The following is a 24,918-nucleotide window of genomic DNA, read 5'->3' as shown; positions in this document are numbered from 1 at the left end:
ATAGTACATATGTTTTAAATTAGTACGGGAGGTGGACTGATAATGGCAAAACAGCAGGTAGATCTTGCTTCCATCCCTGGTCTCATCCCCGCTAGCCAACTTGCCGAGCCCACCTTTGCCGACTTTGCGCTGACCACCCCCGAGGCCACACCCAGCGAGGAGAACTCCAGCCACCTGGCCGACTACAAAGCCAAAGTCGCCACGTCCTTCAGCACCCGAGGGACGAAACGGCGTCTAGACCTGACGACGTGGCCTAGCCTCACCCCTACCCGCATACTGCCACTCGCCTCTGACATTCACAGTCTTTTCCCACGTGAGGGCCTTACCACTGGCACTCTCGTACATCCGGGCACCGGCGCTACGTCCCTGCTGTGGCGGATTCTCGCCGAACCAAGTGCCACCCACTGGTGCGCCCTAGTCGGCCTCCCCCGACGCCACTTGGGGACAGCCGCCGAAGCTGGCGTAAACGTGGAGCACCTCGTGTCCGTCACCGCGCCACGTCCGCAAGTCGCCGACGCCGCGGCCGCCCTCATGGACGGGTTTGCCGTGGTCGCCGTTTCCACAGCCTCTGTCACAACCAACCAGGCGGCACGCCTCGCCACTCGCGCCCGCAACCTGGGTGCGATCCTCCTGTGGTGGGGCAGCCCCCAGCGGCAATGGCCCGGCCTCGACACTCGTCTGCGTATCACCTCCGCCCGCTGGTCGGGGCTACGTAGACACGCCGACCGCCAGTACGGGTCGGGTCGCATTCGCTCCTGTGAGCTAGCTGTCTCGGCCCTCTGGCGTACCGGGCGCTCCCGCCAGGCCACCTTGCGGCTCTACACGGACGAAGGGGGGCCCGGGTCGTGAATAGTGATCGTCGCGTTCTGGTGGCTTGGCTGCCCGACTGGGATGCCCCGTCGCCAGCGAAACGCACGGGCTCATCGGATGCCAAGCCCCGGTCCGAAGCCAGCTTCGAGCCGGTGTGCGAAGTGGTCGAGACCCTCACTCCTCATCTGGAAGTCCTCCGCCCCGGCCTCATCGCCCTGCCCGCCCGTGGGTTCGCCCGTCTGGAAGGCGGCGAGGAGACCGCCTGCGAGCTGCTCATCGACACGATCCACGCCTATTGCGACCTCGACTGCCTGACCGGGGTTGCCGACGACCTCTACGCGGCGCTGTTGGCCGCCCGAAGAGGCATCATCGTCCCACCCGGTGGCGACGCGGACTTTCTGGCTCCGCTCGACATCGCGCATCTGCGCCTCACCCAGCTAGTCGACGGCGACACCATCGCGCTGCTGCGCCACCTGGGCCTGGGTACGCTGGGAGATTTCGCCCGCCTAGACCCCGCCGCCGTGGTCGAACGCTTCGGCCCCACCATGCGGCAAGCCCAACGGTTGAGCGCGGGGGAAAGCCTGCGTCCCATCGTCGCCCGCAAGATCCCACCAGACCTCAGCGTCACCGCCGACTATGACCCTCCGCTGGAATCGATCGAGACCGCCCTGTTGTCCGCCCGTCCCCTGACTGACCGCCTGCACGCCACGCTGGAGGCGCATTCACTGATCTGCACTCGCGTCACCATCACCGCGCACACCACCACCGGATTGACTCGCAGGCGTACCTGGCAGGTCGAACCGGGCAGCAACCAGCTGACGACACGCATCCGTTGGCAATTGGAGGGGTGGCTCTCAGGTCACCGGGTCGGAACCGGCCCGATCCGGCGCCTGGAGCTACGGCCCGACGGAGTCAACGGGGAGCTGGAAGCACAGCTGTCGCTCTGGGAAGCACATTCGACCGAACGCTCCGAACAGGAAGCGCGGGAGCGAGCTCAGGCGGCCATCCTCCACGTGCAGAGCCTGCTGGGAGACGAGGCGGTGTCCCGCGCGGCCACAGACCTCGGGCGTTCCACTTCGCCAGAATCGGGGGTTCCCCAGACAGCGCCGTCGGAGAATCCGGCCACATTGTTCCAAGTGGAGGCCACCAAAGACGACCCGGCGCAGCGACCCGGCGCTTTGCCCAAACCCACTCCCGCAGTGCCTTGGAACGAACCCGCGCAGCTGCTGGACGCCAACGGCGCGGACATTGAAGCCAGCGCCCGTGGCCTGCTCTCGGCGGCGCCGGTGGAGTTGCGGTGGGCCGGGCAACGGCTCCAGGTGTACGGCTGGGCAGGGCCGTGGCCGGTAATCGAACGATGGTGGTCCACAGAGGATGACCTCCCGCCTCGGCGTTTTGCCCGGTTGCAGGTGGTTTTGGCCGATGGTCGAGCAGGTGTTCTCGTTCGTGAAAGTCAACAGTGGAGGGTTAGTGGCTGGTATGACTAAATGGATTTTGCGTCTGTGGGAGACGATGATCTCCCGAGCGGTCGCGCGGCTGGGGCTATATCCGGCCGAGGACGATACGGCTGAAAGCTCGCCGAGCGACGTCGAGGGCCAAGAGGCTGGCCTCGACCCCAAACGAGCCGCGATCGAGGCGTTCTTTCTGGGAACATCCTGTGGCCCAACCGGTTTCGAGAACAACGTTCTCGCCGACGGGCACGACGGGAGGGGCCAGCGCCCTCCGGTACTCGGCGAGAGCACGAATGAGGCGGCCCGTCCCATTATCTCGACCGACCAAGAGATGGAGCCCAGGCCAGGCGGGAGTGTCGATCATGACCTCATCGATCGGGTCATCAATCGTGTGATTCGGGCCCAGTCTCTTCCAGACCGGCCCGCGCGCGAATCGCCCCCGGGCCACATCGATGAGGCCGACGCTTCGCCCTCTGGCATCGCCAGATCGTGGCCGGTCTGCGAGCCGGGCTATCCGCCGATCCAAGATGCGCGCATTCGACGACAGGGCGATACCGAAGAACGCCCCGAAAGCATCTCCTCAGTGGTCCGCCACCGCGCGTGCCCCTTCGCCACCGTGGCCAGGAGGCGTCGTGGATTACGCGGAACTGCACTGCCATTCGTTCTATAGCTTCGCCGACGGGGCCGACTCACCAGCTGATCTGGTGGAGCAAGCCATACAGCTGGGGCTCAAAGGATTGGCGATCACCGACCACGACGGACTCTACGGCGTGGCACAGTTCGCCGAGGCCGCCAGGAACACCGGGAGAGATTCCGCTGCTGCGGAGTCGACGCAACGACAAGAACTTGCGGGCCAATCTTCCACGGCAGGCGGTTTTCAACCACGGCAGGCGGCCATACCCACAATCTTTGGCGCGGAACTCAACCTCAATATGAGCCAACCCCGGCGGGGCCAAGTCGACCCGCTTGGCACGCACCTGGTGGTCTTGGCCCGCAACGCCGCAGGCTACCGGGCGCTATCGCGCGCGATCACCGAGGCCCACACCGTCAACAGGGATAAAGAGCTGCCGGTATACGACCTAGAGAAGCTGGCCACCGAAGCGGCCGGGCAGTGGCAGATTCTGACCGGCTGCCGCAAGGGCCCGCTGTCGAGCGCCTTGGAGGCCGGGGAAAACATCGCCCAACAACAGCTGCATCAGCTAATGGACCTGTTCGGCCGCGACAACGTGGCCGTGGAACTGACCTGCCACGACCTCCCCGACGACTTCGATCGCATCGAAGCGCTAGTGCGGATCGCCGACCGCGCCAAGGTCGCCTACGTGGCCACCAACAACGTCCATTACGCCAGCCCGCAGCGCGCCAAGGTCGCCAACACTCTTGCCGCCACCCGCGCCCGATCCAGCCTCGAAGACATCGCCAACTGGCTGCCGACAGCCGCTGCGGCGCACCTGCGCAGCGGGCAGGAAATGGCACAGCGTTTCGGCGACTATCCGCGCGCGGTCGAAACCTCGGTGGCCATCGCCCAACGGTGTGCCTTCGACTTGAAACTCTTGGAACCACAACTACCGATCTTTGAGGTGCCGGAAGGCTACGACGAGTTCTCACACCTCGCGGAGCTGACTCTCACAGGAGCACGGCAACGCTACGGGCCCCCTGAGAACGAGCGGCCCCGCGGAGCCTGGAAGCAACTAAACAAGGAACTACAGCTGATCAAGGAACTACAGTTCCCCGGGTACTTCCTCATCGTGGCCGATTTGGTGAGATTCTGCCGCGACAACAACATCTTCTGCCAGGGTCGGGGGTCGGCGGCAAACTCCGCGGTCTGCTATGCCCTGGGCATCACCAATGTGGACGCGATCGAGTACAACCTGTTGTTCGAACGGTTTCTCTCCTCTGATCGCGACGGACCTCCCGATATCGACCTCGACATCGAGTCGGGTCGTCGCGAAGAGGTGATTCAGTACGCCTATGAGAAGTACGGCCGCACTCGCGCCGCGATGGTGGCCAACGTCATCACCTACCGTCCCCGTTCGGCGGTGCGCGACGCGGCCAAAGCACTGGGGTATTCCCATGAACAGGCCACAAGGTGGAGCAAACAACTCCAGCATTTTCACGCCGCCACCCCCGCCTTCCCCGACGCGCCGAAAGCGCTCGACCCGGACGATTCCTCACACCTGCCCGCCGAAGTACGGCAGCTGGCCGCCCAACTATTGCGGCTTCCGCAGCACTTGGGCGTGCATCCGGGCGGAATGGTCATCTGTAAAACACCGGTGTCCGAGATCGTTCCCGTGGAATGGGCCCGCGCCACCGACCGGACGGTCCTGCAATGGGACAAGGAAGACTGCGCCTCAGCCGGGCTCGTGAAATTCGACCTACTGGGGCTGGGAATGCTGGAGGCACTGCACCGCGTCTGCGACCTCGTCGCCGACCACCACGGCGTCACCGTCGAGCTGGCGAAACTGCCCTCCAAAGACGACGAAGTCTTCGCCATGTTGCAAGCGGCCGACACAGTCGGGGTATTCCAAGTCGAGTCACGCGCCCAAATGTCAACCCTGCCCCGGTTGAAGCCGCAGAACTTCTATGACCTCGTCATAGAAGTCGCCCTGATCCGTCCCGGCCCCGTGCAAGGCGGTTCGGTTCACCCCTATCTGCGCCGCCGCAACGGAGAGAAGTGGAAACACAAGGTTCACCGGCGATTGTGGCCAGCTTTGGAAAAAACCCTCGGCGTGCCGATCTTTCAAGAACAACTCATGCAAATCGCCATCGACGCGGCGGGATTTTCCGGCTCCGACGCCGACCAGCTGCGCCGAGCGATGGGAGCCAAACGGTCCACCGAACGCATGGAGGCACTCAAACAGCGCCTCTACGCGGGCATGGCCGAACGCGGCATCAGCACCGAGGAGGCCGACCAGATCTACCGGCAACTCGCGGCCTTCGCCGACTTCGGATTCCCCGAAAGCCACGCGGCGTCCTTCGCCCATCTCGTATGGGCCTCCGCCTGGTTCAAATGCCACTATCCCGCCGCGTTCTGTGCGGCTTTGCTAGCTAGCCAACCGATGGGGTTCTACTCCCCGGCGTCTCTCATCGCCGATGTGAAACGTCACGGCGTGGGGGTACGCGCCGCCGACGTCAACTATTCGCGCGTCGCCGCGAGTTTGGAAGCCACCGACGAAAAACCCATCCCGCCGGTCAAAGCCACCGCCGCGATCCGCCTAGGTCTGGACAATGTCGCCTCCCTACACAGAGAATCGGCCGAACGCATCGCCGCCAACCGGCCATATCGAGACATCCCCGACCTGGCGCGGCGGGCACGATTGAGCAGCTCCCAATTGGAGGCGCTCGCGCTGGCCGGTGCGCTGGGTTCACTACAGCCGGATCGACGGCGCGCGCTATGGACAGCAGGCATGGTGCGCGAAGACGAACTGATGATGGCCAGTACGGGACCGACCTCCGCAGCCCCGACTCTGCCGGGCATGAGCGAAGCCGAACTGGCGGGGGCCGACTATGCCGGGCTGGGGTTTTCGTTGCGGTGTCACCCGATGGAGCTGGTGCGCTCCGACCTACCAGAGGTGCTGACGGTATCGGGAGTCCATGATGCGGTGAGGAAGGCGCCCCAGCGACAAGACCAGCGGGAACCGGCCGCAACACAGGTCAGCGACCAGATCGGCCGGATTCAGGTGGCGGGGGTCATTACGCACCGCCAGCGCCCTCCGACCGCTGGTGGAGTGACGTTCTTGAGTATCGAGGACGAGACGGGCATCCTCAACGTGGTGTGTTCACAGGGGTTGTGGAAGCGGTGGAAGCAAGAGGCGTTGTCGGCGAAGGCTCTGCTTGTGCGAGGGACGGTGGAGCATGCCGAGGGCGCGGTCAGTCTCATGGCGGACAAGCTAACGCCGTTGCGGCTCCCGGCCCCGACCGCTTCAGCGCGCGATTTCAAATGAGTCACGCGCGGCTTTGTCAGCCTGTTTGACCGTCAATGGTGGCCACGAGTTCGGCTTCCAGGTAGGGGGCGAGGGTGCGCATATAGGTGGCGGTGATGTGGGTGGTGTCTTGGTAGACGAGGATGTTGCCCACCACTGGCGGGCACACCTGATCTCCACACACGTAGTCGATGAGGTCAATGAACCGCACGTTGTCGGGTACGTCGAATTCCGTGGCGACTTCTGGCTCTTGGAGCGGGTAGATATCGTCGCGGTCGCGGGCGCATTCCAGCGAGGTGATCCCGTTGGCCTCGACGCATTCGGGGACGTCGAATCCGGGCCGGGGCGTATCGCGGATGGCGAATACGTCAATGCCCATGTCATCGAGCTGCTCCCAGCGGGCGATATAGCCCTCGTCGGTGTATTCACCGTGTTCGTCGACCCGGTTGGCGGTGGCGAACACGGCATCGGGTCGCAGCTGGGCCAGCTCGTCCATGACGCGGTCGTTCCATTCGTTGCAGTCCTCGTACACCTCGCCGCGATAGATCTGCTCGTAGGCGCTGAAGTGGCAGGCGTTCTTTGTCATGGGGATGATGCGCCAGTTGTGTTCTTCGTGGAATTGGAGGAAGGCGGGTACCCACTGCCAGGTCTTGGAGGCGCCGATGATGGCGATGGTGTATTCGGGGTCTTCGGAGCCAAGTTCGCAGAATTTGACGGCCTTACCGACGATGTTCTGACTGCATTCGTCGCGCAACTCCAGCTCGTCGTCTAGGTGCGCGTCGAGGAAGGAGGGGATGAGGGGGGCGTTGCTCGTGGTTTGGGCGGTGTTGGCTAGTTGTTGGGCCCCCGGGTAGTTCGCGGCATCGGCTGACAGCGCTTCGATGCGTTTGCGTTCGCCTTCGATGATCGAGAACCATGCGGTGACGGCAAGCATGACGACAACGAGGCAGGTTGCGCCGAGGGCGAATCCGCCCCGCACGGTTTTTTGCCCGATCCCTGTTGCCGGGAGCCGCACTTCGAGCAGGAGGTGGGTGCCTTGTGCCAGCAGTATTGACACCGCGACTATGCCGAGGCCGCTGAGTAGTCCAGGTCGTTCTTCCCCAGTCATGACGAGGTATGTCACCAGGACCGGCCAGTGCCATAGGTAGAGGGAGAATGACAGTTGGCCCAGGCGCTGTAGCGGCGCGGATCGCAGCAGCGAACCGGCGGTGGTGTGTGGTTGGGCGACTGCGGCGGCGATGATCGCGGCTCCGCCCAGGGTGGGGACGAGGGCGGCGAATCCGGGGAACTCAGCTCCGGTGAAGACGATGCCGCAGCTGACCAGGGCGGCTATGCCGAGCCAGGCCAATATGGCGGCCCAGCGGCGGCCACAGCGCAGGTATGGCAAGGCTAGGAACAAGAGCCCGCCAAGGGCGAACTCCCATAGCCGGGCTCGGGTGTCAAAGTAGGCATAGGTTTGGTCGGTGGCCGTCTGGTGGAGCGACCAGGCGAAGGAGGCGACGAAGACCAGTCCGATCGTCACTGCCGCAGCGCGACGCAGCGTCAAGCCTGGTACCCGGTCGCCCAGCAACTTCACCGCCAGAATCGCGGCTGAGATCACCAACGGCCACAGGAGGTAGAACTGGGCCTGGACGCCTAGGGACCAGTAATGTTGCACCATGCTGGCACTGTTTTGCGAGGCGAGGTAGTCCACGGAGTTTTCGGCCAGCCGCCAGTTGGCGATAAAGAAGGCCGAACTGAGGACATCGCCGAAGGTGTCGCCCCAGCGGGATTTAGGCAGCCAGATGATCGCCATGACCACGACCCCGGCCAGCACGATCAATGCTGGTGGAGTGATGCGTCGAACTAGTCGGCTGAGGTAGCGGCCAATGTCGGTGCCGCCGGGGCGTTCGGCGGCCCGGATCAGGCTCAGGGTGATGAGGAAACCCGAGAGCAGAAAGAACACGTCGACGCCGCCAGAGACCCGGTTGAACCACACGTGAAAGATCACGATGAGGACGATGGCGATGCCGCGAAGGCCCTCGATTTCGGGAATGTGGAAGCGTTTGGGCGTGGCAATGCCCTCCGGCGCACGCTGGGTTGGAAGGCGAGGTTCGTCGGAGTTGGACAGGACGGAACCGGTTTGGCTGCCCGGTTCTTGGCTGGAGTTATTCACAGTGGAGGAAGGACTTGACACTGGGGGGAGCTCCATTAATCACGGTTGCATCGGCAACTGTAGCGACCCTAGTCAGCGAACTTGAGGCGCGGGTGGCCGCCAGGAGGCCGGGGAGCCAATGGCACTGGAATCGATCCTCATATGTGTGACGGATGAACATCAACGGGATGCATGGGCTGAAAGTGGCATCGGGATGTGGCTGGCCACAGCAATGTGTAGGGTCGGCCACCGCAGGGTGGATAAGCTTGCGGGAAATCCGCACCGGCGAGGGCGACTTTTCAGCATGAACGGTGGGCGTTTGCGATGGGCGTCACACGAGGTATCCCGCTGGAAGGCGTGGCATGGCATCAGGTACGATTCTTGACGTCGCCGCAACTTGGGGCTAAAGCCCAAGTTCGGAGATTTGGCACAAGCTCCCGTCGTCTAGGGGCCTAGGACGCCGCCCTCTCAAGGCGGAAACGGCAGTTCGAATCTGCTCGGGAGTACCAATAAATTACCAGTTCGAGGCCAACTTCGGTTGGCCTCGAACTGTTTCACGGCCCGCTGAGGCCGTTGTGAGGCCGTTGGCGTGCGGGACGAAATTAGCCATCCAGCAGCGCCAGACAAAGTAGCCCGATACAGGCTGGCCCAGTTGTGCGCGCTACCCATGTTGTGGCCCATCTCTTCGCTGCTTCTTCTCACCTATAGGCATCGGGTTGCCCCACATTCACGCACGAAAGTGAGGCACTTGGCCGGGCACGTCTCTAAACTGGCCCTCCTTCCTCGCGATATCCAGGCGAAACGGGGAATATCCCAATCCCTGTTCACCCGGACTCTTCCACCATCGTGAAGCCCTCACAGATCGCGACAAGTGTGGGATTCGGCGGCGACCTCACGAGAACGATCGAAGGGTTTAGGCGTCGACCATTTCCACTCGTAGGTTCTTCAAAGCATGCTCAAGGAGCCTGGATACGTGCATCTGTGATAGGCCAACCTGCTCGGCGATCTGGGTTTGCGTTAGCTCATGCACGAACCGCAAAGCCAGGATGCGGCGTTCGCGCTGCGGGAGCCGATGCAGCAGCGGCATCAGCGTCTCGTGGTTGTCCACATCTTCAATGGCCTGGTCGGCGCTGCCCAACCGGTCGGCGAGCGTGGCTCCTTCGCGCCCAAAGCGGGGCGGCGCGTCGAGCGATTCGGCCCGGCAGGCTAGACACACGGCGAGGGTTTCGGTGATGCTTTGTTCGCTGATATCCAGATATCGGGCCAGTTCCGAGACGTTCGCGGTGTACCCCAGCCGCTGGGTTAGCTCTTGTTCAGCCTGGTTGAGGAGCAAATATAGCTCCTTGACGCGCCGGGGTACGCGCACAGTCCATGTGCAGTCACGGAAGTACCGCCGGACTTCTCCGGTCATGGTGGGGATCGCGTAGGAGAGAAAGTTAGTGCCTCGGTGGGGGTCGAATCGGTCGATGGCGTGAATGAGGCCCACTGCCGCCACTTGCTCGAGGTCATCGCGAGGAACTCCGCGACCTGCGAATCGTCCGGCGATGTTCTCGGCTACCGGTATGAATCCGGTGACCAGCTCCTCTCTCAATCGCGAGCGCCGGGGGTCTTCTGGTGGGAGTCCCGCCAGTTCATAGAAGAGGGGCCTGAGGTGCTCGTACCGGGCCGAGTGCGCACGTCGTTTGAGCTTTTGGCATCTATCTATCATTCGTATCCCGCCTTAATGCTCGTTGACCAGCATCCCTGGAGGCGTTGATGCGCGATGTCCGATGATGAGGGGCGCCTAGCCTAGCCGTCCCCGAGCGCAACGCGATCGGCTCTACTGCCCAGCCTCGTACGAGATTGTCCGAGCATCATTCAAAGCAGAGAATTGAGACTCATGTCACCAATTTTTGGAGGTGCGGCCCACTAGACTCGCCCGCCACCGTGGGTACTGATGCGATCGCCCTGGGGTGAATAAAACCGCCACGATTGGGTACTCCCCTAAATCGACCCAAGGAGGAGAACATGACGATCGCACGCGACATCATGCATGCAGGGGCCACCTGCGTAGGCATCGACCAGACCGCCGCCGAAGCTGCCCGAATGATGGCGGACTTGGATGTGGGTTCGCTTCCCATCTGCGGAAACGACGACAAACTTAAAGGCATGGTGACCGACCGAGACCTCGTGCTGAAGGTCATGGCCGCTGGCAAGAACCCCGCAGAGTGCTCCGTGTCGGAGCTGAGTAATGGTCAGCTCGTCTATGCCAAGGCAGACGATACCGTGGACACGGTCATCTCAACGTTGACCGCCCACCAGATCCGGCGGCTACCCATCATTGACGAGGGGACCTTGGTCGGAATGATCGCCATTTCCGATCTCGCCCGGCACCTGGATGACCGCCGCTTGGGCGAACTTGTCGAGGCGGTGTCGCAAAACTAGCGCGGTTTCCCGCCCCGCTACGTGTTCCGAGGCTCCCATACCTGTGCTGGTATGCGCGGGATGAATTTTTGCAGCACGGCTAGGTGCTTTTCGATTCGGCCGGGCCGCAGCAATCCAGCCTCGGGAATGAAACACCAGCCGTTGGCGAACACAATGCGTGTACCCAGCGGTATCGACGCTTCACGCAAGGCACGCCGGACCTGTGGGTCCATGATCGCCGTGGCGAGCTGAAGCGATTCCGACATAACGGTAAATTTGGCGTCAAAGTCCTCCTCGCCAGTGGTGAGGAGGACTTTGACGAACTGTTCCCGCATGATGTCGGGCACGGCATAGGAGATGACCGTCAGTGGAACTTCAGACGGCAAACGTATCGCCACATAGGAATGGCGAAGTTCTTGCCGGGATGCCTTCTCCGGAAGCTGCGCCGCCTCGGGATAGAGGAGACTATCGAGGGAGCCAGGGAAATGCCGTTGGAACACCACGAGGTCGAAATTGTCCATGCGGCCTGTGATCACGTGTTCGGTCCGCATGCGTTCGTCAACATGGCACATGAGGCCGACGTTCTTCTCCGGCGGCGCGATGCTGGATGCCAGCATCGTCGGCGACTCGTGGCCGGTCATATCAACGATCCGCAGCCGAGAGTCATCCCGCCCCAGGTAACGCATTCCGCGCTTCGAGGCCCAGTTGCTCAACGTGGCTTTCTGACGCTTGAGAACGAATCGTTGTCGAGCCAGCATCAACCAGCCGGCGAACAACAAACCCAGGACAGCCAGGCAACATATCAGCCCACAGGCAATTCCGATTATTTCCCAGAAACTCACGCGATCTCCCGAACCGATTGGGGGCCAACGAGACAGAGGGCTCCCCAATCGTAGGCGCACACGCAAACTTGAGCCATCGCCAGCGCCTGAGCGTCATTTCCCCGAAGCCAATCGGCGCGGGCCACTTAGCCAAGTCCACTGTGCTACTCCCCATCGGATTTGACATATGGGCAGTGCCGCTTGAGCCGGTCGTGCCGAGCATCATCAGGCCCGCTCGGGTGCGTCGACTTTTCACCACGCCAAGCGGTTTGCGTTCAGCTGGCGGCGACTCCGGGCGCGTAGGCATCGGCGAACTCCGCTGTGGGCGGGATTGGCTGAATCACATCGATCAACACGCCACCGGGACCCTCCACAATAAAATGCCGCTGCCCAAAATCCTCGTCTCGCAATGGCAGGACCAGGCGTGGGCCGTCTTCGCCGCTGAAGTTCGTATACATCGCGTCGACGTCGTCCACTTCCAGGTTGAGAACCAGTCCCTGGGTTCCTGTTCCAAAGCCCGCCGGAACTGTCTCATGCGAGGGGTCAAGGATGGCCAACTCGAATGCGCCCAGTTGAAGGCTGACGTACCAACTGCTGTCAAAAGTGACGTGGAATCCAAGTTTGTCCCGGTAGAAGGCGGCTGTGGTAGCCACATCGTTTGCCATGAGGACCGGGTAGAAGCTGGTGACGGACATGATCGACTCCTTTACGTACACTGAGTATGTAACAAATTCCAGTATACATACACAACGTACGTAAAGGAAGAGTCATGCCCCGAGCCTCCGCCGCCGCCGCGGCCGCCACCAAACGCCAGATCCTCACCTCGGCGACCGAGCTATTCGCATCAGATGGCTATGCCGACGTCTCCCTGGATGATGTCGCGCAGGCCGCCAACGTGACCAGAGGAGCGATCTACCATCATTACGGCAGCAAAATAGGCCTGTTCCGTTCCGTCGCCGCGCAACTTCAGTCCAATATCGCCGCTGAAGTCGAAGCTGCGGCGCACGAGGCTGGCAAGGAGCCCCACGCCCAGTTGCGAGCCGGTTGCCACGCATTCCTGGATGCCATCACGGTCGGGCCAGCCGCTCGGGTGCTGCTAGTGGACGCGCCGTCGGTGATCGGCTGGGACCAGTGGCGCAAACTCGACGCGGAGAATTCAGCGGCCCTCCTCCGGGAGGTACTCGCCCAGGCGGGCGTGAGTGCTAGCCAGCTCGGAGCGATGACCGCCCAGCTTTCCGGGGCGATGAACGAGGCTGCACTTTGGGTCGGGCAACAGCCCGAGAACGACACAGCCAGGCAGAGCGCTCACCAAGTCCTAGACCGGCTCCTCGACGCAGTCGCCTCGTGAAACCGCAGCTGGGGAGCGATACCGACAGGCATTCGGGCTACCCAATAACTAATCTAGGGTTGCCACCTTGGTGATATCGGGGCGGCCCATAATTTCGCCAACTCCTCCCCTGATGCTCCGTTAAAGCCCCGAGATTGCCCGGCGGACGCAGCTGCACCCGATATGAAGTCGGCAAGAGATGACGTAACCGGAACACACCACGAACAATAGTTCACGTCACTGTGCAATTAAATCTTGTGCCTGGTAGCCCAAGGAAGTCTGTAGCGGTCTCAGAAAAACGATTCGCTCAATTCTCCATCACGGCCCGAACTCTCAACAAGTGAGATCTTCTAATGTGAACACAAAGGCAGTTTCGCTCTTATGAGGACAGTTAATATAATTGGGGCGTTCGTTACTAAGCGAGAAGCCGGATTTATTCTCCTGCAAACGAATTCCACACCACCAACCCGAGAATACGGATGGTTTCCCAGGCAACTCTCTTGCTTCAATGCATTTGTCTCGTTACAGTAAATTTTAGGCGCATCTGGAGACCACAAAAATACGATGCCCCTAACACCAGGACCTGACCGGCTCCCACTCGTCGTGAGTGAGCAACCTGAGAAAAAATCAGCCTCTACTGAGGCCAATAGGTGTTCCTCAGGCACCACCCAACACCCCCACATACGCTGCATCGCCTTCCCAGCCCCACACTGGAAAGTTTTCGTTCGCGCCCCACTCCGCGCACCAAAACCTGGGCGAAGCGTTCCACAGTCCATGTCTTTGACGTGCTGTGATTCTTGAAGGGATCTTGGATGATTTTCCAAGACGCATCGGACATCGTTACCGACGATATTCTTCTCGAACTAAAAGACTTCATCCCCCACTCCCACGTCTATCTCAAGCTGGAGGGACTCAACCCGGCCGGTTCAGTAAAGATCAAAACGGCCACAGCTCTCATCGCCTCGGCCGAACGCACTGGGACGCTAGCTCCGGGCTCTGGGCGCGTCATCGAATCTTCCTCGGGGAACCTCGGTATCGCATTGAGCATGGTATGCGCCGCTAGAGACTACCGGCTAACGATCGTTACCGACGCCAACACGCAAAAACCCGCGCTCCAAGCGATGAGTGCACTGGGGACGGAGTTGTTTTGATCGAATCGCCCGACTCAAGCGGGGGCTTTCTCCACAAGCGCATCGCCTACATCAACGATGCCCTTCAGGCCGACCCCCAGCTGATACGGCTCAATCAGTACCGCAACCCCGCCAATGTCCATGCACATCGTGACACGACCGCCATGCACTTGCACCGGCAACTAGGCCCGATCGACCTGTTGGTGGTCGGCGCAGGGACCACCGGCACTCTCATGGGCTGTCTGGAATACCGACGCCAACATAGACTTGACCACGAGATCGCAGCTGTCGACGCAATTGGGTCGGTCACTTTCGGCGGAGCTTTACGCCGCCGGTTCATCCCCGGACTAGGCACAAGTCGGCGTCCAGAAATCTATTCCGAAGCGGAAAAATTCGAGCAGATTCTCATCTCCGAAACCGAGACTGTAGTCGAATGCCGTCGACTCGCCCGCCGTTACGGCATCCTCGTCGGCGGATCAACTGGCACTGTACTCGAGGCAGTCCGAATTCTCGGTGCCTAACGACCCCCGGCACACGCATTGCCGCAATCTCCCCCGATCTGGGCGAAAAATACCTCTCCACCATTTATTCAAATGAATGGGTCGAAAACCACCGGAACCGGCTTTCCTGAAATCCGAGAGTTTCGCGCCGACGCTATTCGTATCCACCACTATCCAAACAGGAGGCAATCAATGTCTACCTTCCACCTCGTATCCGGTCCCACAGCAGCCGATATTCTCAATGAAGACCTCAACCATGTCCGCAACCTCGTTGCGGACACTTATCAGGCACATGAGTCCGGTTCCACTGTCAATCCCGACAGTTACTTCCTACGATTCCCCGCCAAGCCCGACAGTCGCGCCATCGCACTCCCGGCCTTCCTTGACGATCACAATGGAAATTTCGGCATCAAGTGGATTTCCAGCTTTCCGTCCAATGTTCAAGCCGGAGCCGCCCGCGCCTCGGCCGTGGTGATACTCAACGACTATACGAACGGACACCCGATCGCGTGTCTGGAAGCTTCCGCGATTAGCGCGGCCCGTACAGCCGCCTCCGCTGCCCTCGCAGCCGAGGTCCTCTTCAGGACCGACGAGCAAAGCCCCGCCCGCACTGTCGGTGTTATCGGGGCGGGAGTCATCTCTCGCACCATCGTCAGGCATCTACTAGCCACAAAGGTCCGAGTCAAGGAACTGACGTGCTTCGATGTGAACGCCCAACGCTCAAGTGCGTTCGCCCAGGACATCGCTACCGAAATGACCGTGCCTACGCGAGTTGCCGCGAACTTGGACGAGGCATGCCGAGCAGACCTGGTCATATTTGCCACCACGGCTGCCAGGCCCTACGTGACGGCCGAGATGGATCTGTTCAAACCCGGGCAAGTGCTCTTGAATGTCTCGTTGCGCGACCTAGCGCCCGAGATTCTGATTGCTTCGCACAACGTCGTCGACGACGTCGAGCACTGTCTCAAAGCCAACACCACACCTCACCTACTCGAACAACAGTTGGGCCACCGCGACTTCATAGCTGGGACCATCGGCGAAGTTGTCGGGAAGAAACTGAAAGTCGACCATGACCGCCCCATCGTCTTCTCCCCCTTCGGTCTAGGCGTCCTTGATATTGCAGTCGCGGCATACGTCCTCGAGCAGGCCCTCGCCCGTAATGCGACCTTGAGCGTCCCCGATTTCCTAGCCCCGTAAGTTTCGCCGCGCACTAGAAGGAGACCACTCCTATGAAAACCAGCAATACTTCGCTCGACAGTGGAGCACAACAGCAGGCCCGCAGTGTCCTCGGCGGAAGGCTCTCCTCCCCTGTAACGGAATCGGTCGACCAGCTTTACGAGCATTACTTTCCGCCAGTTCCCGCCTATGAGGGGCTGCCCAGCGAGCTGCATGCCTTCGTCCACACCGATACGGAAAGCCGTCGCAAGCAGCTGAACGAGCTGCGCGGCAATCACCAGGAGTACGGCCGCTTTCTACACAGCTGTCTCGGGGAGATCTACACCAATATCTTCGGTTACCACGACGGTCCCAGCGCTTCCGTGCCCGACGACGACCTCGAGGTAGCGATGTTCTCAGCCCGCATCCAACTAGAGCGCGAAGTCCTCACCCATTGGCTGCCATTCCCCGATGTCCCCCGCTTCGAAAATCAAGAGACTGCCGCCGACTACCTCGACGAGCTGGCCGACACCAACGCTGGCGTTCATCACCCCCTGTTCGACTATCTCGCCACCGATGCGCCCCGCGAGAATCTGGATATGTTCCTGAGAGGAGAAACTATTCGCAACGAGATCGTCGACGACGAAGTCGCCCTGCTTACCGTTGGGCTGCAAGGAACACAGAAAGCGGTCGTGGCCGCAAATCTGTGGGACGAATGCGGGCGCGGCAAGCTGGAAAACTTCCATACGTTCTGGCTGCGCCGCCTCATCGAGGCTTCACCCGGCGGATGGGAGGGCTTCGCCGACTATCGCAGTAGCCACCCTTGGTTCGCCAAGATCACCTCCAATACCAACGCGATGCTGCTAACTAGGCCGGCCTATGTGCAGCAGGCATATGGCTGCTTCCTCATATTTGAAAGCTGGGTCGCGCCGCATTTTAGAAAGATTCTGGCGGCCATGGACCGCCTCCATATCCACGACGACGACATTCGAATCTACTTCGCCGCTCACGTAGCCGTAGACCCTCGTCATGCCGAAGAACTAGCCGATGGGCTTCGCTTCCAACGACCAAGAATGACACCTGAGGAAATCCACAAAGTGGTACAAGGCGCACACCTTGCCGCCGAGGCCGGACGAATCCAGTACGATCATTGGTTGTCCTTCTTCACCGGACAGCCATTGTACAAAGGCAAGGACAGCTCAGTTTGATAGTCACGATGGCGGCGGTAAGTCCATTGGTCATAGCTCTACTGGCCACTGCGGTTTTCCGCCGACCCGCGCACCTAGCTGCCCTATTTGGCATCGCAGTCACCATCGCCGTGGTCGTGTTCGTACCCAACTTCACCACTAGCGCAACGGAACTGACCCGTGCGCTCGCCGCCGCCGGACTCATTTCGTTGAGCGCTGCGGCCGTCATCGTTCCCGGTCTCTATCTCAACCAACAGCTCACCGAACGTCATATACACACCCGATTGGTCGAATGGACCGATGCTCTGCCATTGCGGGCGCCCCAGAAATCCGCGCTCATTGTCGTGGGCGTCGCCCCCGCGTTGGAATCGATGACAGGCTTCGGCATGTCCCTGCTCGTGACCGTGCCGCTACTCATGGCCGTCACCCGACGCGAGACTGCGTTGCGGCAGTCCCTATTGAGCATGAACATCATGCCGTGGGGGACTCTTGGGCTGGCCACATTGGTCGGTTCGACCCTGTCTGGTCAAGAGTTGGGCGCGCTCGCGCTGAGCACTGCGGTCGTCAGCATGCTCGTGTTCCCCCTGTTCGGGGCGCTCAGCTCTGCCATGGCCGTTGTCAACAATTCAAGCGAACGACGTCGCGCCATCGTCTCCGGCTCCATGCTCGGATCGGTGTTTTCCCTGGCTCTACTGGGGATGAACTGGCTCGGGTTCGTCGAGTTGGCGGGAGTATGCGCCGGAATAGCCACTGTTCTGGTCGGACTGTGGCTCTTCGCGCCTAGTAAGGCACTCATTCTCCCCCCGCGGGAAGCAATGCGACCATATGCGCTTATCTTTTCGCTTGTCGTCCTCCTCCGAGTCGCGCCGCTGGTCGGAATTCCCGTCGACGCAGCTGCTCTCAATGCCGGGAACGTGGCTTTCAATCCGCTAACGTCTCCAGGCATCGCCCTGGTGGCCACAGTCCTCATTCTCGGACGAGGTCGTCTACGGACGGACCATGTACACGCCACGGCTCTAAGGGCGTGGAAGCCCATTCTGACGCTTACCACCTTCACTGTCATGGCACAGGTAATGGTCGCCAGCAGCATGGTTACTTCCATCAGCGAAAGCCTGCCCGTTGACAATCCGCTCTTGTATCTCTTCGTGGCCGTGCTCATCGGCATGGCGTCGGGATACTTGACCGGCTCCGGAGTCGGAGGTAACGCACTGATGTTGCCGATGCAGTCAGGCATCGGAGCACAGATGGGGCATCCGCTGCTTTTCTCCGCCGTCCAGAACTCCGCGGCAGGACACACGGTTTTTGCCTCGATGCCGATAGTTCTGCTCACTCTCGCGATTGCCGGCGAGGGCAAGAAAGGGGAGGACACTCAGCTGGTGCGCTTTAGCCTGATGACATCGGTAGGTGTCTATGCCGCACTCCTCCTCGGCAGCGCGGGGCTCTACGTGCTGCTTTAACGATCACGGAATTGATTAGCTCTAGCATCATAGACCTCGAGCACGACGAGCGCCCCGGAGCGAAATTCGCCGATGTGGAACTGATCGGGTTGCCCTACCGTTTCACCATCGGCGCACGTGGACCCAAGGAGGGGACGGTCGAATTCACCCAGCGAGGTACCGCAACCACCTCACCGTTGCCGATTGACCAGGCCGCACCACACCTGATGTCCCTCCTCGCCAAGTCCTAACCAGCACCAACGAGTCGAAGGCTGGACGGTTTTGAGCCGCGCTGTTCACCTGGTGGTAACCCGGCGGCCCTCGGAAGCACCAGCGAACGGCACTAGACTCGGACTGGTCAGGCCTCACTGCGGTTACCGCATGCGCACATGATTTGGGACAGGAGCCTTGAATGGCCAACGTTTTTCACCAGCACCTGGACGACCTCAACGACCTGCTGGTCGAAATGGCGCGACGCACGGGTACGGCGATGGAACGGGCGGGCCATGCCCTGCTCACTGTCGACGCCGACGTCGCCCAGCGGGTGGTCAGGGGCGACCAAAAGATCAATGAGATCCAGTTCAAGGTGGATGATTGGGTGGTCGAGCTGATGACTCAATATCAGCCGGTAGCCACTGACCTGCGGTTCGTCCTGGGTGCGGCTCGTATCACGACTGATCTGGAGCGGGCCGGGGACTACGCCAAACACATCGCGAAGTCGGTGTTGTTGCGCGCGCCGGTCTCACCGATTCCCGAGCAGCTGCATTCAGAGTTCGAGGCAATCCACCAAGCGGCCGTGCGTCTATCGGAGAAGACAGTCCATATATTGGAAAACCACGACCAGCTCACGGCCGCGCAGTTGAGCCTCGACGATGACGAAATCGACGAGATTCAAGCCCGCATCCACGCCACGTTCGCCGAATGGGAATACGGAGCTCAGGCGGCAGTCGACGCGGCTTTGCTGGCACGGTTCTTCGAACGTTTCGGCGACCACTCGGTCCGGGTGGCCCACCAGCTGGTGTATCTCATTACTGGCGATGTACGCCTCGACCGTAGAAGTTGGCAGTAGTCACCATCTAGGTCTAGCACCTCTTGGGGCCGCTGCGACCAGGCAAAAGGGAGGGCCCGGCTTTAGCCGGGCCCTCCCTTCTCTCTACCCAAAGTTCTGATCACGACCCATCCTGATCAAGAACTCTGAGCGGGGCCGCGGAACCATGCGGCCCCGAGGTGTCTCTGGCTCAGCCGCCAGAGTGGTATCGACGTCAATGGCGTAACGCTAGCCAAATCGGCCAGTGACGTAGTGTTCGGTGCGTTCGTCTGCGGGGGTGGTGAAGATCTTCGCGGTGTCGTCGAACTCCACCAAAACTCCGGTGCGAGTGTCGGACACTTCGCTCACTTCGGTGGAGAAGAAAGCCGTGCGGTGTGAGACCCGAGCGGCCTGCTGCATGTTGTGGGTGACGATGATGATGGTGAACTGTTCGGCCAGCCCCTCCATTAGTTCCTCGATCTTCGCGGTGGCGATGGGGTCGAGGGCCGAACATGGTTCGTCCATCAACACCACTTCTGGCTCCACGGCGATCGTGCGGGCTATGCACAAACGTTGTTGTTGCCCGCCAGAGAGCGCTAGTCCGGACTTCTTCAGGTCGTCCTTAACCTCGTCCCACAACGCGGCTTTGCGCAGTGAGTCCTCCACGATCGCTTCGAGTTCACTCTTGGGGGTGCCCTGTAGTTTGGGCCCGAACGCGACATTGTCGAAGATCGATTTGGGGAACGGGTTGGGTTTTTGGAACACCATGCCGATGCGGCGACGCACCTCGACGGGGTCGATGTCATCCTCGTAGAGGTTTTCGCCGTGGTAGGCGACGGTCCCCTCCACTCGTGCCCCCGGGATCAGGTCGTTCATGCGGTTCAGGGAGCGCAAAAGCGTCGATTTTCCGCAGCCCGAGGGGCCGATGAGGGCCGTGATCTCGTTCTTGACCACGCCGAAGTTCACATCCCGCACAGCGCGGAAGGACCCATAGTGAACACTGACGTCGGTCAGCTCGAACACGGTTTCCTGGCTCGGGTCGGATGCGCGTGCACTTCCGGCAATGTCACCGAGGCCATGCATAGTCGCCGCGGGCTGCGAGCTCATCGAGGTCGGGTCGCTCATGATGGTTGTCTCCTTAGGCATTGTTGTGCAGCTTTGCGCGTCGACGGCTGTAGATCTTGCCGATGATGGTGAGCAACAGGCAAATGAGGATCAGGCTCAACGCCCCTCCCCAGGCCCGCATTTGCCCTTCGAGGAACGGCTGCACGGCGTTGTTGTGGATCAGCATGGGTAGGGCGCCCTGCGGCTCTCCTTGGAATGCGAATGTCATGTGGACTGTTCCGAGAATGGTCAGCAGCAAAGGAGCGGTTTCACCGATGCCGCGAGCGATGGCCAACAAGGCCGTCGTGGTCAAGCCAGGCCCCGCTGCGGGGAGAACCACCCGGAAAACAGTCTGGTAGCGGCGCGCGCCGAGCCCGAAAGCCGCCGAACGCAGGTTGATCGGCACCAACTTGAGCATTTCCTCGCTCGAGCGGATAACGATGGGCAACATGATGATCGAGATCGCCACGGCCCCGACGAAGGTGCCAAAACCTAGGTTGAGTGCCGCCGGGCCAGTTCCCAAAACCAACACCGCGTACACGAAGAGACCAACGAAGATCGAGGGCACACCGGTCATGATGTCGGTGACAAATCGGACCAGGGTCGCGGTCCTTCCTTTGCCGTACTCGGTTAGGTAGATGGCCGTGGCTATGCCGACGATCAAGGTCATGGGCACTGCCAAGAACATGATGTAGAAGGTGCCGACGAAGCCAACCCGGAAACCGCCGTCGCTGGAGCGTGCCGTCAGCGGGTCAGTGAGGAAAAAGTTCGGGGTCATCACTTGGACGCCCTGATATAGCACGGTGGTGACGATGAGAATCAGTGGTACACAAGCCACATAGGTGGCGAAGGCCAGAATCCAGGTCGTCGCCCGATTGCGCCGGTGTCGCGTCTTGGTGTGAGTCGAGACCTCACGCAGGCTCTTTGGCGGCCGGGCTTGGCTTGGATTGTCCAATATAGTCGTCATACGGCTGCGTCTCCCGTGATCCGGCCCATGCGCCACACCAACAAGCGGGCCGCGAGGTTGATGAATGTGGTGAACACGAACAAAGCCACCCCAATCGCCATGAGGGCCGTGACGGTCTCTTGGGTGGCGTCGGCGAAGGTGTTGGCGATGTGCCCGGCCATGGTGTCGCCGCCGGTGAAGAGGCTCAGCCCCATTTGTTGACTGGCGCCCACGAGCATCGCCGCGGCCATCGTCTCCCCCAGCGCCCGGCCGAGGCCGAGCATGGTGCCTCCGGTGATGCCCGAAAGGCTGCGGGGCAGAAGAACCTTGCGGATGACTTCCCAGCGCGTTGCTCCAAGCCCATATGCGGCTTGCTGTTCGTCGAGGGGGGCCGCCGAGAACACCTCCCGGCAAATCGCGGTGATGATCGGCAAGATCATGATCGCGAGGATGACGCCCAGCGACATATACGAACCCAGTCGAACCGGTCCCTCGAATAGCGGGCCGATGATGGGAATCGGGCTAAGGAAGCGTTCCATCGGTTCGAAGAAAAATGGCCGCATGACAAACGGGATGAAGAACAGCAGACCCCACAGTCCATACACGATCGAGGGGACGGCCGCCAACATCTCAATGGCCGAGGACAAAGTTGAGCGGACCTTGCGCGGGGCGATCTGGGTGATGTAAATGGCCGAGGCCAGGGCCAGCGGCAACGCGATCACGATGGCGATAAGGCTGGTGATGAGGGTGCCGTACATGAACGGCAAGGCCCCATACGTGCCCGAGACACCTTCTTGATGCGCCGCGTCGTGTTGGCCCGACTGCCAGTGGGTTCCAGAGAGAAACCCGAAGACGCCTTCATGGCTGAGAATGGGCCAGGCTTCGGCGGTGGTGTGGACGATCATGAAACCCAACAGGCCAAGCACCGAGACTCCGGCGATGGTGACGGCCCCACGAAACATGGGGTCGGCCAGTCGGGAAAAGCCTTTACCGCGAAGTTGGTCGCGCAGCGGCGGCAGTGGTTTTTTCGTGGCATTGGTTGCCACAGTCGGCTCCTTTAGAGACGGTCGTCGGTCGAGAGAATTGGTTTCATCCGCCACCTGGTGGCCGGGAAACCGGTGCGGCGAGAACCCTGATGGGAAGGAAATCGCCACCGTTGGCAACTACCCACCGGCGGCCGTGGTCGACCGGCCTATGTCGCCGGTCGACCAACCGAATGAGCGGTTGCGGTACCTAGATCAGTTGTTCTCGTTGATGCGCAACAGTTCGTCGAGCACGCGGGCCTTCAGCTCCGGCCCCATCGGGGCATAGCCCAGTTCCATGGCCAACTGGTCGGCCTCGGGGGTCTGGGTGGCCCAGATCCAGTAGTCCTTCAGAACAGCGGCAGTCTCGTCGTCGTATCCACAGGTGTAGAAGAAGTTCCACACCGTTCCGGTGATCGGGTAGCCGTCGCCACCGATGCCGAGGATGTCGAACTGGTAGTTGTCCGGGATTTCGAGGTTCTCGATTCCGGCGGTCGTGGCTTCGAGCGTCGGGTAGACGGCGTTACCGTCGGCGTTGATGACCTCGGCCTGCGGTAGACCCTCGATGTAGGCGTAGGACTGGTTGACATAGCCCAGGCCGCCCGTTTCGGCCTGGAGGTTCGCGGCGACACCCTCGTTGCCCTGTCCTCCAACGGTTCCGGAGGCCCAGTTCACTTCGGTGCCCGAGGCCGGGTCCATGTTGTCGACCCAGTGGCCGGACTCGTCTTCGAGCCAGGTGGTGAACACCGACGTGGTTCCAGAGCCGTCGGAGCGGTGAACTGGGATGATCTCCAGGTCGGGCAGATCCCGGCCCGGGTTGAGGGCGGCGATCTCATCGTCGGAATAGTTGGTGATGTCGCGAGTGAAGATCTTGGCGATGGTGTCGGCATCCAACACGAGGCCGTCTAGCGACTCGTCTTGAAAGGCGATGGCGACCGAGCCAAAGAGCATCGGCACCTGAATAGCCTCGCAGTCGCGGTTGCCCTCGGCGGTAGAGAGTTCGCCCTCGCGCAGGTATGCCTCGGAAGTTCCAAAGTCAATGGTGTCTTCCAAGAACTGGGTAATGCCAGCGCCTGAGCCCACGCTCTGGTAGTTGATGCGCACATCGCTTTGCACGTTTTGCTCGTAGTGCACGCGCCAGTCCTCATACACGGTGAAAGGGAAGCTGGCTCCCGCTCCGTTGATGTTGCCGGAGAGGGAGTTGACCTCGGCGAGAGCTTCCAGCGCCTCGGCGCTGGCTTCGTCGATGGTCTCGTAGTCCGCAGAGGTGGTGGTGTCTGCGTTGTCGTCGCCAGCGCCACATGCGGTGAGGACGAGTCCGGTGGTGAGGGCAATGGACGTGGTCCAAGCCAGCCGGCGTTTGGTGAACATCGGGCTTTTCGACTCCTTGTTAGGTGCTTCTGAGCTGCCACCCGGGTTGTTTTTCCGAAGGTGGCAGTAGAGAAGTTACGGAGCGGGGGTTGCCAGAAGCCCGGCGTTGAGTGAAGGAGAAGTAAACAGGCTGACGCGATTGAGTCGCAGCTAGAGCGGAAAATGCCTCGTTGGTGGGACGTTCGGTGGCAAAATCGAATCCATGGCATTTTTGGTGCGGACCATTGTGGTCGCGTTTGCGTTGTGGCTGGCGACAGTCTTGGTGTCGGGGATCAGCCTCGCAGGGGAGAGTTCGGCTCGGAGCCTTTTGACGCTGGTGTTGGTGGCGTTGATCTTTGGTGTGGTCAACGCCGTGTTGAAGCCGTTGATCCTCGTTGTGGGGTGCAGTCTCTATGTGCTGACGTTGGGGCTGTTCGCGTTGGTGGCGAATGCCTTGTTGTTCTGGTTGACGGCGTGGTTGGCGGAGGTCTTCTCGTTGCCGTTCACGGTCGATGGGTTCTGGCCGGCGTTTTGGGGAGCTCTGGTCGTCTCGATCGTCACGTGGATTATGAGTCTGGCGTTGCCTCGCAGGCAGGATTTGCAGGCTTAGTCGTTCTGGGGCATGACGGGTCCACAGTTGGTTAAGGGGCCGTCGACAAAATGTCGACGGCCCCTTAATGCCGGTGGGCGCATGTTGACTACCAGGTGCCCAGGGATGGTCCGGTTGGGATGTCCCGTGCGATTCGAGCGGATTTCTTGCTCGGATTGATGGGCATTGGCCCTTCCGGTCCTAGTTCCTGTCCTACCTCGCGTCGCGCCACATTGAGGTTGTGCAAGCCAGCCAGGGCCAGGGCCCGGGCTCGCATGAAGTGTTTCAGCTTCTTCGCCTTCGCCATTTGTTCTGTCGATAGGGTGTGGAGCTGTTCTGCCCGCTTCGTGGCTTCGTTGACCTTTGAATCTTTGCTGACTGGGGCTATCGCCAGCTGATTGGTCAGAAGTTGGCACCAGGCCTCCGCATCAGCCTTGGCCCTGTTCCGCCTCCGTTTGCGACTGTCACGCCAGGACAAAAGTCCCAGAACCGTCGCAAAGATCACCACAATACCCACTACCGCCCCAAAGGACGCCAGTGCTACATAAATTGCTGTTTCCATCGTCACCCCCGCGCAGTGCCCGCCGTCTTAGAGATCAGTTGGGT

21 protein-coding genes, 1 tRNA gene and 1 pseudogene are annotated in these 24,918 nt (G+C 61.0%); 14 read left to right on the top strand and 9 right to left on the bottom strand.

Annotated elements, in window-relative coordinates:
* The first annotated feature begins 42 nt into the window (after positions 1–42).
* From JQS30_RS04020 to JQS30_RS04005, 4 genes are read left to right on the top strand one after another with little or no spacing between them, the layout of a single operon-like run.
* A complete protein-coding gene (locus JQS30_RS04020) occupies positions 43–849 on the top strand; it encodes a hypothetical protein (RefSeq protein WP_213172104.1) in 807 nt (268 codons plus the stop codon).
* The gene (locus tag JQS30_RS04015) at positions 846–2,297 is read left to right on the top strand and encodes a DNA polymerase Y family protein (protein ID WP_213172103.1); all 1,452 of its coding nucleotides are present in this window, start codon (positions 846–848) and stop codon (positions 2,295–2,297) included. The genes JQS30_RS04020 and JQS30_RS04015 overlap by 4 nt, the downstream gene beginning before the upstream one ends.
* Complete coding sequence (locus JQS30_RS04010) at positions 2,290–2,931, top strand: hypothetical protein (RefSeq protein ID WP_213172102.1); 642 nt, start codon at positions 2,290–2,292, stop codon at positions 2,929–2,931. Before JQS30_RS04015 ends, JQS30_RS04010 begins: the two co-directional genes overlap by 8 nt.
* Positions 2,894–6,202, top strand: a complete 3,309-nt coding sequence (locus tag JQS30_RS04005) for an error-prone DNA polymerase (protein WP_213172101.1) — start codon at positions 2,894–2,896, stop codon at positions 6,200–6,202. The genes JQS30_RS04010 and JQS30_RS04005 overlap by 38 nt, the downstream gene beginning before the upstream one ends.
* A gap of 16 nt (positions 6,203–6,218) precedes the next feature.
* Here the strand turns inward: JQS30_RS04005 and JQS30_RS04000 are convergent, their stop codons facing one another.
* Complete coding sequence (locus JQS30_RS04000) at positions 6,219–8,357, bottom strand: acyltransferase family protein (protein ID WP_213172100.1); 2,139 nt, start codon at positions 8,355–8,357, stop codon at positions 6,219–6,221.
* A 391-nt stretch (positions 8,358–8,748) separates the two neighbouring features.
* Between JQS30_RS04000 and JQS30_RS03995 the strand changes: the two genes are divergently transcribed.
* Positions 8,749–8,824 (top strand) — tRNA-Glu (locus tag JQS30_RS03995).
* Positions 8,825–9,228: 404 nt separating this feature from the next.
* Here the strand turns inward: JQS30_RS03995 and JQS30_RS03990 are convergent.
* Complete coding sequence (locus JQS30_RS03990; RefSeq protein WP_213172099.1) at positions 9,229–10,023, bottom strand: SigB/SigF/SigG family RNA polymerase sigma factor; 795 nt, start codon at positions 10,021–10,023, stop codon at positions 9,229–9,231.
* Positions 10,024–10,322: 299 nt separating this feature from the next.
* Here JQS30_RS03990 and JQS30_RS03985 point away from each other — a divergent pair, with 299 nt between their 5' ends.
* On the top strand, positions 10,323–10,739 hold the full coding sequence (locus tag JQS30_RS03985; RefSeq protein ID WP_213172098.1) for a CBS domain-containing protein: 417 nt from the start codon (positions 10,323–10,325) through the stop codon (positions 10,737–10,739).
* Between the two features lie 17 nt (positions 10,740–10,756).
* Here the strand turns inward: JQS30_RS03985 and JQS30_RS03980 are convergent, their stop codons facing one another.
* Positions 10,757–11,560, bottom strand: a complete 804-nt coding sequence (locus tag JQS30_RS03980) for a hypothetical protein (RefSeq protein WP_213172097.1) — start codon at positions 11,558–11,560, stop codon at positions 10,757–10,759.
* A 254-nt stretch (positions 11,561–11,814) separates the two neighbouring features.
* Positions 11,815–12,234, bottom strand: coding sequence for a VOC family protein (locus tag JQS30_RS03975; RefSeq protein ID WP_213172096.1), 420 nt, complete (start codon positions 12,232–12,234; stop codon positions 11,815–11,817).
* Between the two features lie 74 nt (positions 12,235–12,308).
* Here JQS30_RS03975 and JQS30_RS03970 point away from each other — a divergent pair, with 74 nt between their 5' ends.
* From JQS30_RS03970 to phoU, 7 genes and pseudogenes are all read left to right on the top strand, one after another.
* Positions 12,309–12,887, top strand: a complete 579-nt coding sequence (locus JQS30_RS03970) for a TetR/AcrR family transcriptional regulator (protein WP_213172095.1) — start codon at positions 12,309–12,311, stop codon at positions 12,885–12,887.
* A gap of 791 nt (positions 12,888–13,678) precedes the next feature.
* Positions 13,679–14,517, top strand: a pseudogene (locus tag JQS30_RS17775) (pyridoxal-phosphate dependent enzyme).
* A gap of 171 nt (positions 14,518–14,688) precedes the next feature.
* Complete coding sequence (gene sbnB / locus JQS30_RS03955) at positions 14,689–15,693, top strand: 2,3-diaminopropionate biosynthesis protein SbnB (protein ID WP_213172092.1); 1,005 nt, start codon at positions 14,689–14,691, stop codon at positions 15,691–15,693.
* A 32-nt stretch (positions 15,694–15,725) separates the two neighbouring features.
* A complete protein-coding gene (locus JQS30_RS03950; protein WP_213172091.1) occupies positions 15,726–16,859 on the top strand; it encodes an iron-containing redox enzyme family protein in 1,134 nt (377 codons plus the stop codon).
* Between the two features lie 8 nt (positions 16,860–16,867).
* A complete protein-coding gene (locus JQS30_RS03945; RefSeq protein ID WP_213172090.1) occupies positions 16,868–18,295 on the top strand; it encodes an L-lactate permease in 1,428 nt (475 codons plus the stop codon).
* 11 nt (positions 18,296–18,306) lie between these two features.
* The gene (locus JQS30_RS03940; RefSeq protein ID WP_213172089.1) at positions 18,307–18,525 is read left to right on the top strand and encodes a His/Gly/Thr/Pro-type tRNA ligase C-terminal domain-containing protein; all 219 of its coding nucleotides are present in this window, start codon (positions 18,307–18,309) and stop codon (positions 18,523–18,525) included.
* 161 nt (positions 18,526–18,686) lie between these two features.
* Positions 18,687–19,343 carry a phosphate signaling complex protein PhoU gene (phoU, locus tag JQS30_RS03935; RefSeq protein WP_213172088.1) on the top strand — a complete coding sequence of 219 codons (657 nt, stop codon included), beginning with the start codon at positions 18,687–18,689 and terminating at the stop codon, positions 19,341–19,343.
* 207 nt (positions 19,344–19,550) lie between these two features.
* Here phoU and pstB read toward each other — a convergent pair whose 3' ends face one another.
* The 4 genes from pstB to pstS all read right to left on the bottom strand — a co-directional run bounded on the left by pstB (position 19,551) and on the right by pstS (position 23,744).
* Positions 19,551–20,426 carry a phosphate ABC transporter ATP-binding protein PstB gene (pstB, locus tag JQS30_RS03930; protein ID WP_281398653.1) on the bottom strand — a complete coding sequence of 292 codons (876 nt, stop codon included), beginning with the start codon at positions 20,424–20,426 and terminating at the stop codon, positions 19,551–19,553.
* 13 nt (positions 20,427–20,439) lie between these two features.
* Complete coding sequence (gene pstA, locus JQS30_RS03925) at positions 20,440–21,372, bottom strand: phosphate ABC transporter permease PstA (protein ID WP_213172087.1); 933 nt, start codon at positions 21,370–21,372, stop codon at positions 20,440–20,442.
* Positions 21,369–22,397, bottom strand: coding sequence for a phosphate ABC transporter permease subunit PstC (gene pstC / locus JQS30_RS03920; RefSeq protein ID WP_213172086.1), 1,029 nt, complete (start codon positions 22,395–22,397; stop codon positions 21,369–21,371). Before pstC ends, pstA begins: the two co-directional genes overlap by 4 nt.
* 192 nt (positions 22,398–22,589) lie before the next feature.
* Positions 22,590–23,744, bottom strand: coding sequence for a phosphate ABC transporter substrate-binding protein PstS (pstS, locus tag JQS30_RS03915; RefSeq protein ID WP_213172085.1), 1,155 nt, complete (start codon positions 23,742–23,744; stop codon positions 22,590–22,592).
* 202 nt (positions 23,745–23,946) lie between these two features.
* Between pstS and JQS30_RS03910 the strand changes: the two genes are divergently transcribed.
* A complete protein-coding gene (locus JQS30_RS03910) occupies positions 23,947–24,333 on the top strand; it encodes a phage holin family protein (RefSeq protein WP_213172084.1) in 387 nt (128 codons plus the stop codon).
* A gap of 88 nt (positions 24,334–24,421) precedes the next feature.
* On the opposite strand, the gene JQS30_RS03905 is transcribed toward JQS30_RS03910, so the two are convergent.
* A complete protein-coding gene (locus JQS30_RS03905) occupies positions 24,422–24,874 on the bottom strand; it encodes a hypothetical protein (RefSeq protein ID WP_213172083.1) in 453 nt (150 codons plus the stop codon).
* Positions 24,875–24,918 lie beyond the last annotated feature (44 nt).

Source organism: Natronoglycomyces albus (genome assembly GCF_016925535.1).
Taxonomy (GTDB): Bacteria; Actinomycetota; Actinomycetes; order Mycobacteriales; family Micromonosporaceae; genus Natronoglycomyces; species Natronoglycomyces albus.
This window is presented reverse-complemented; position numbering and strand designations above follow the sequence as displayed.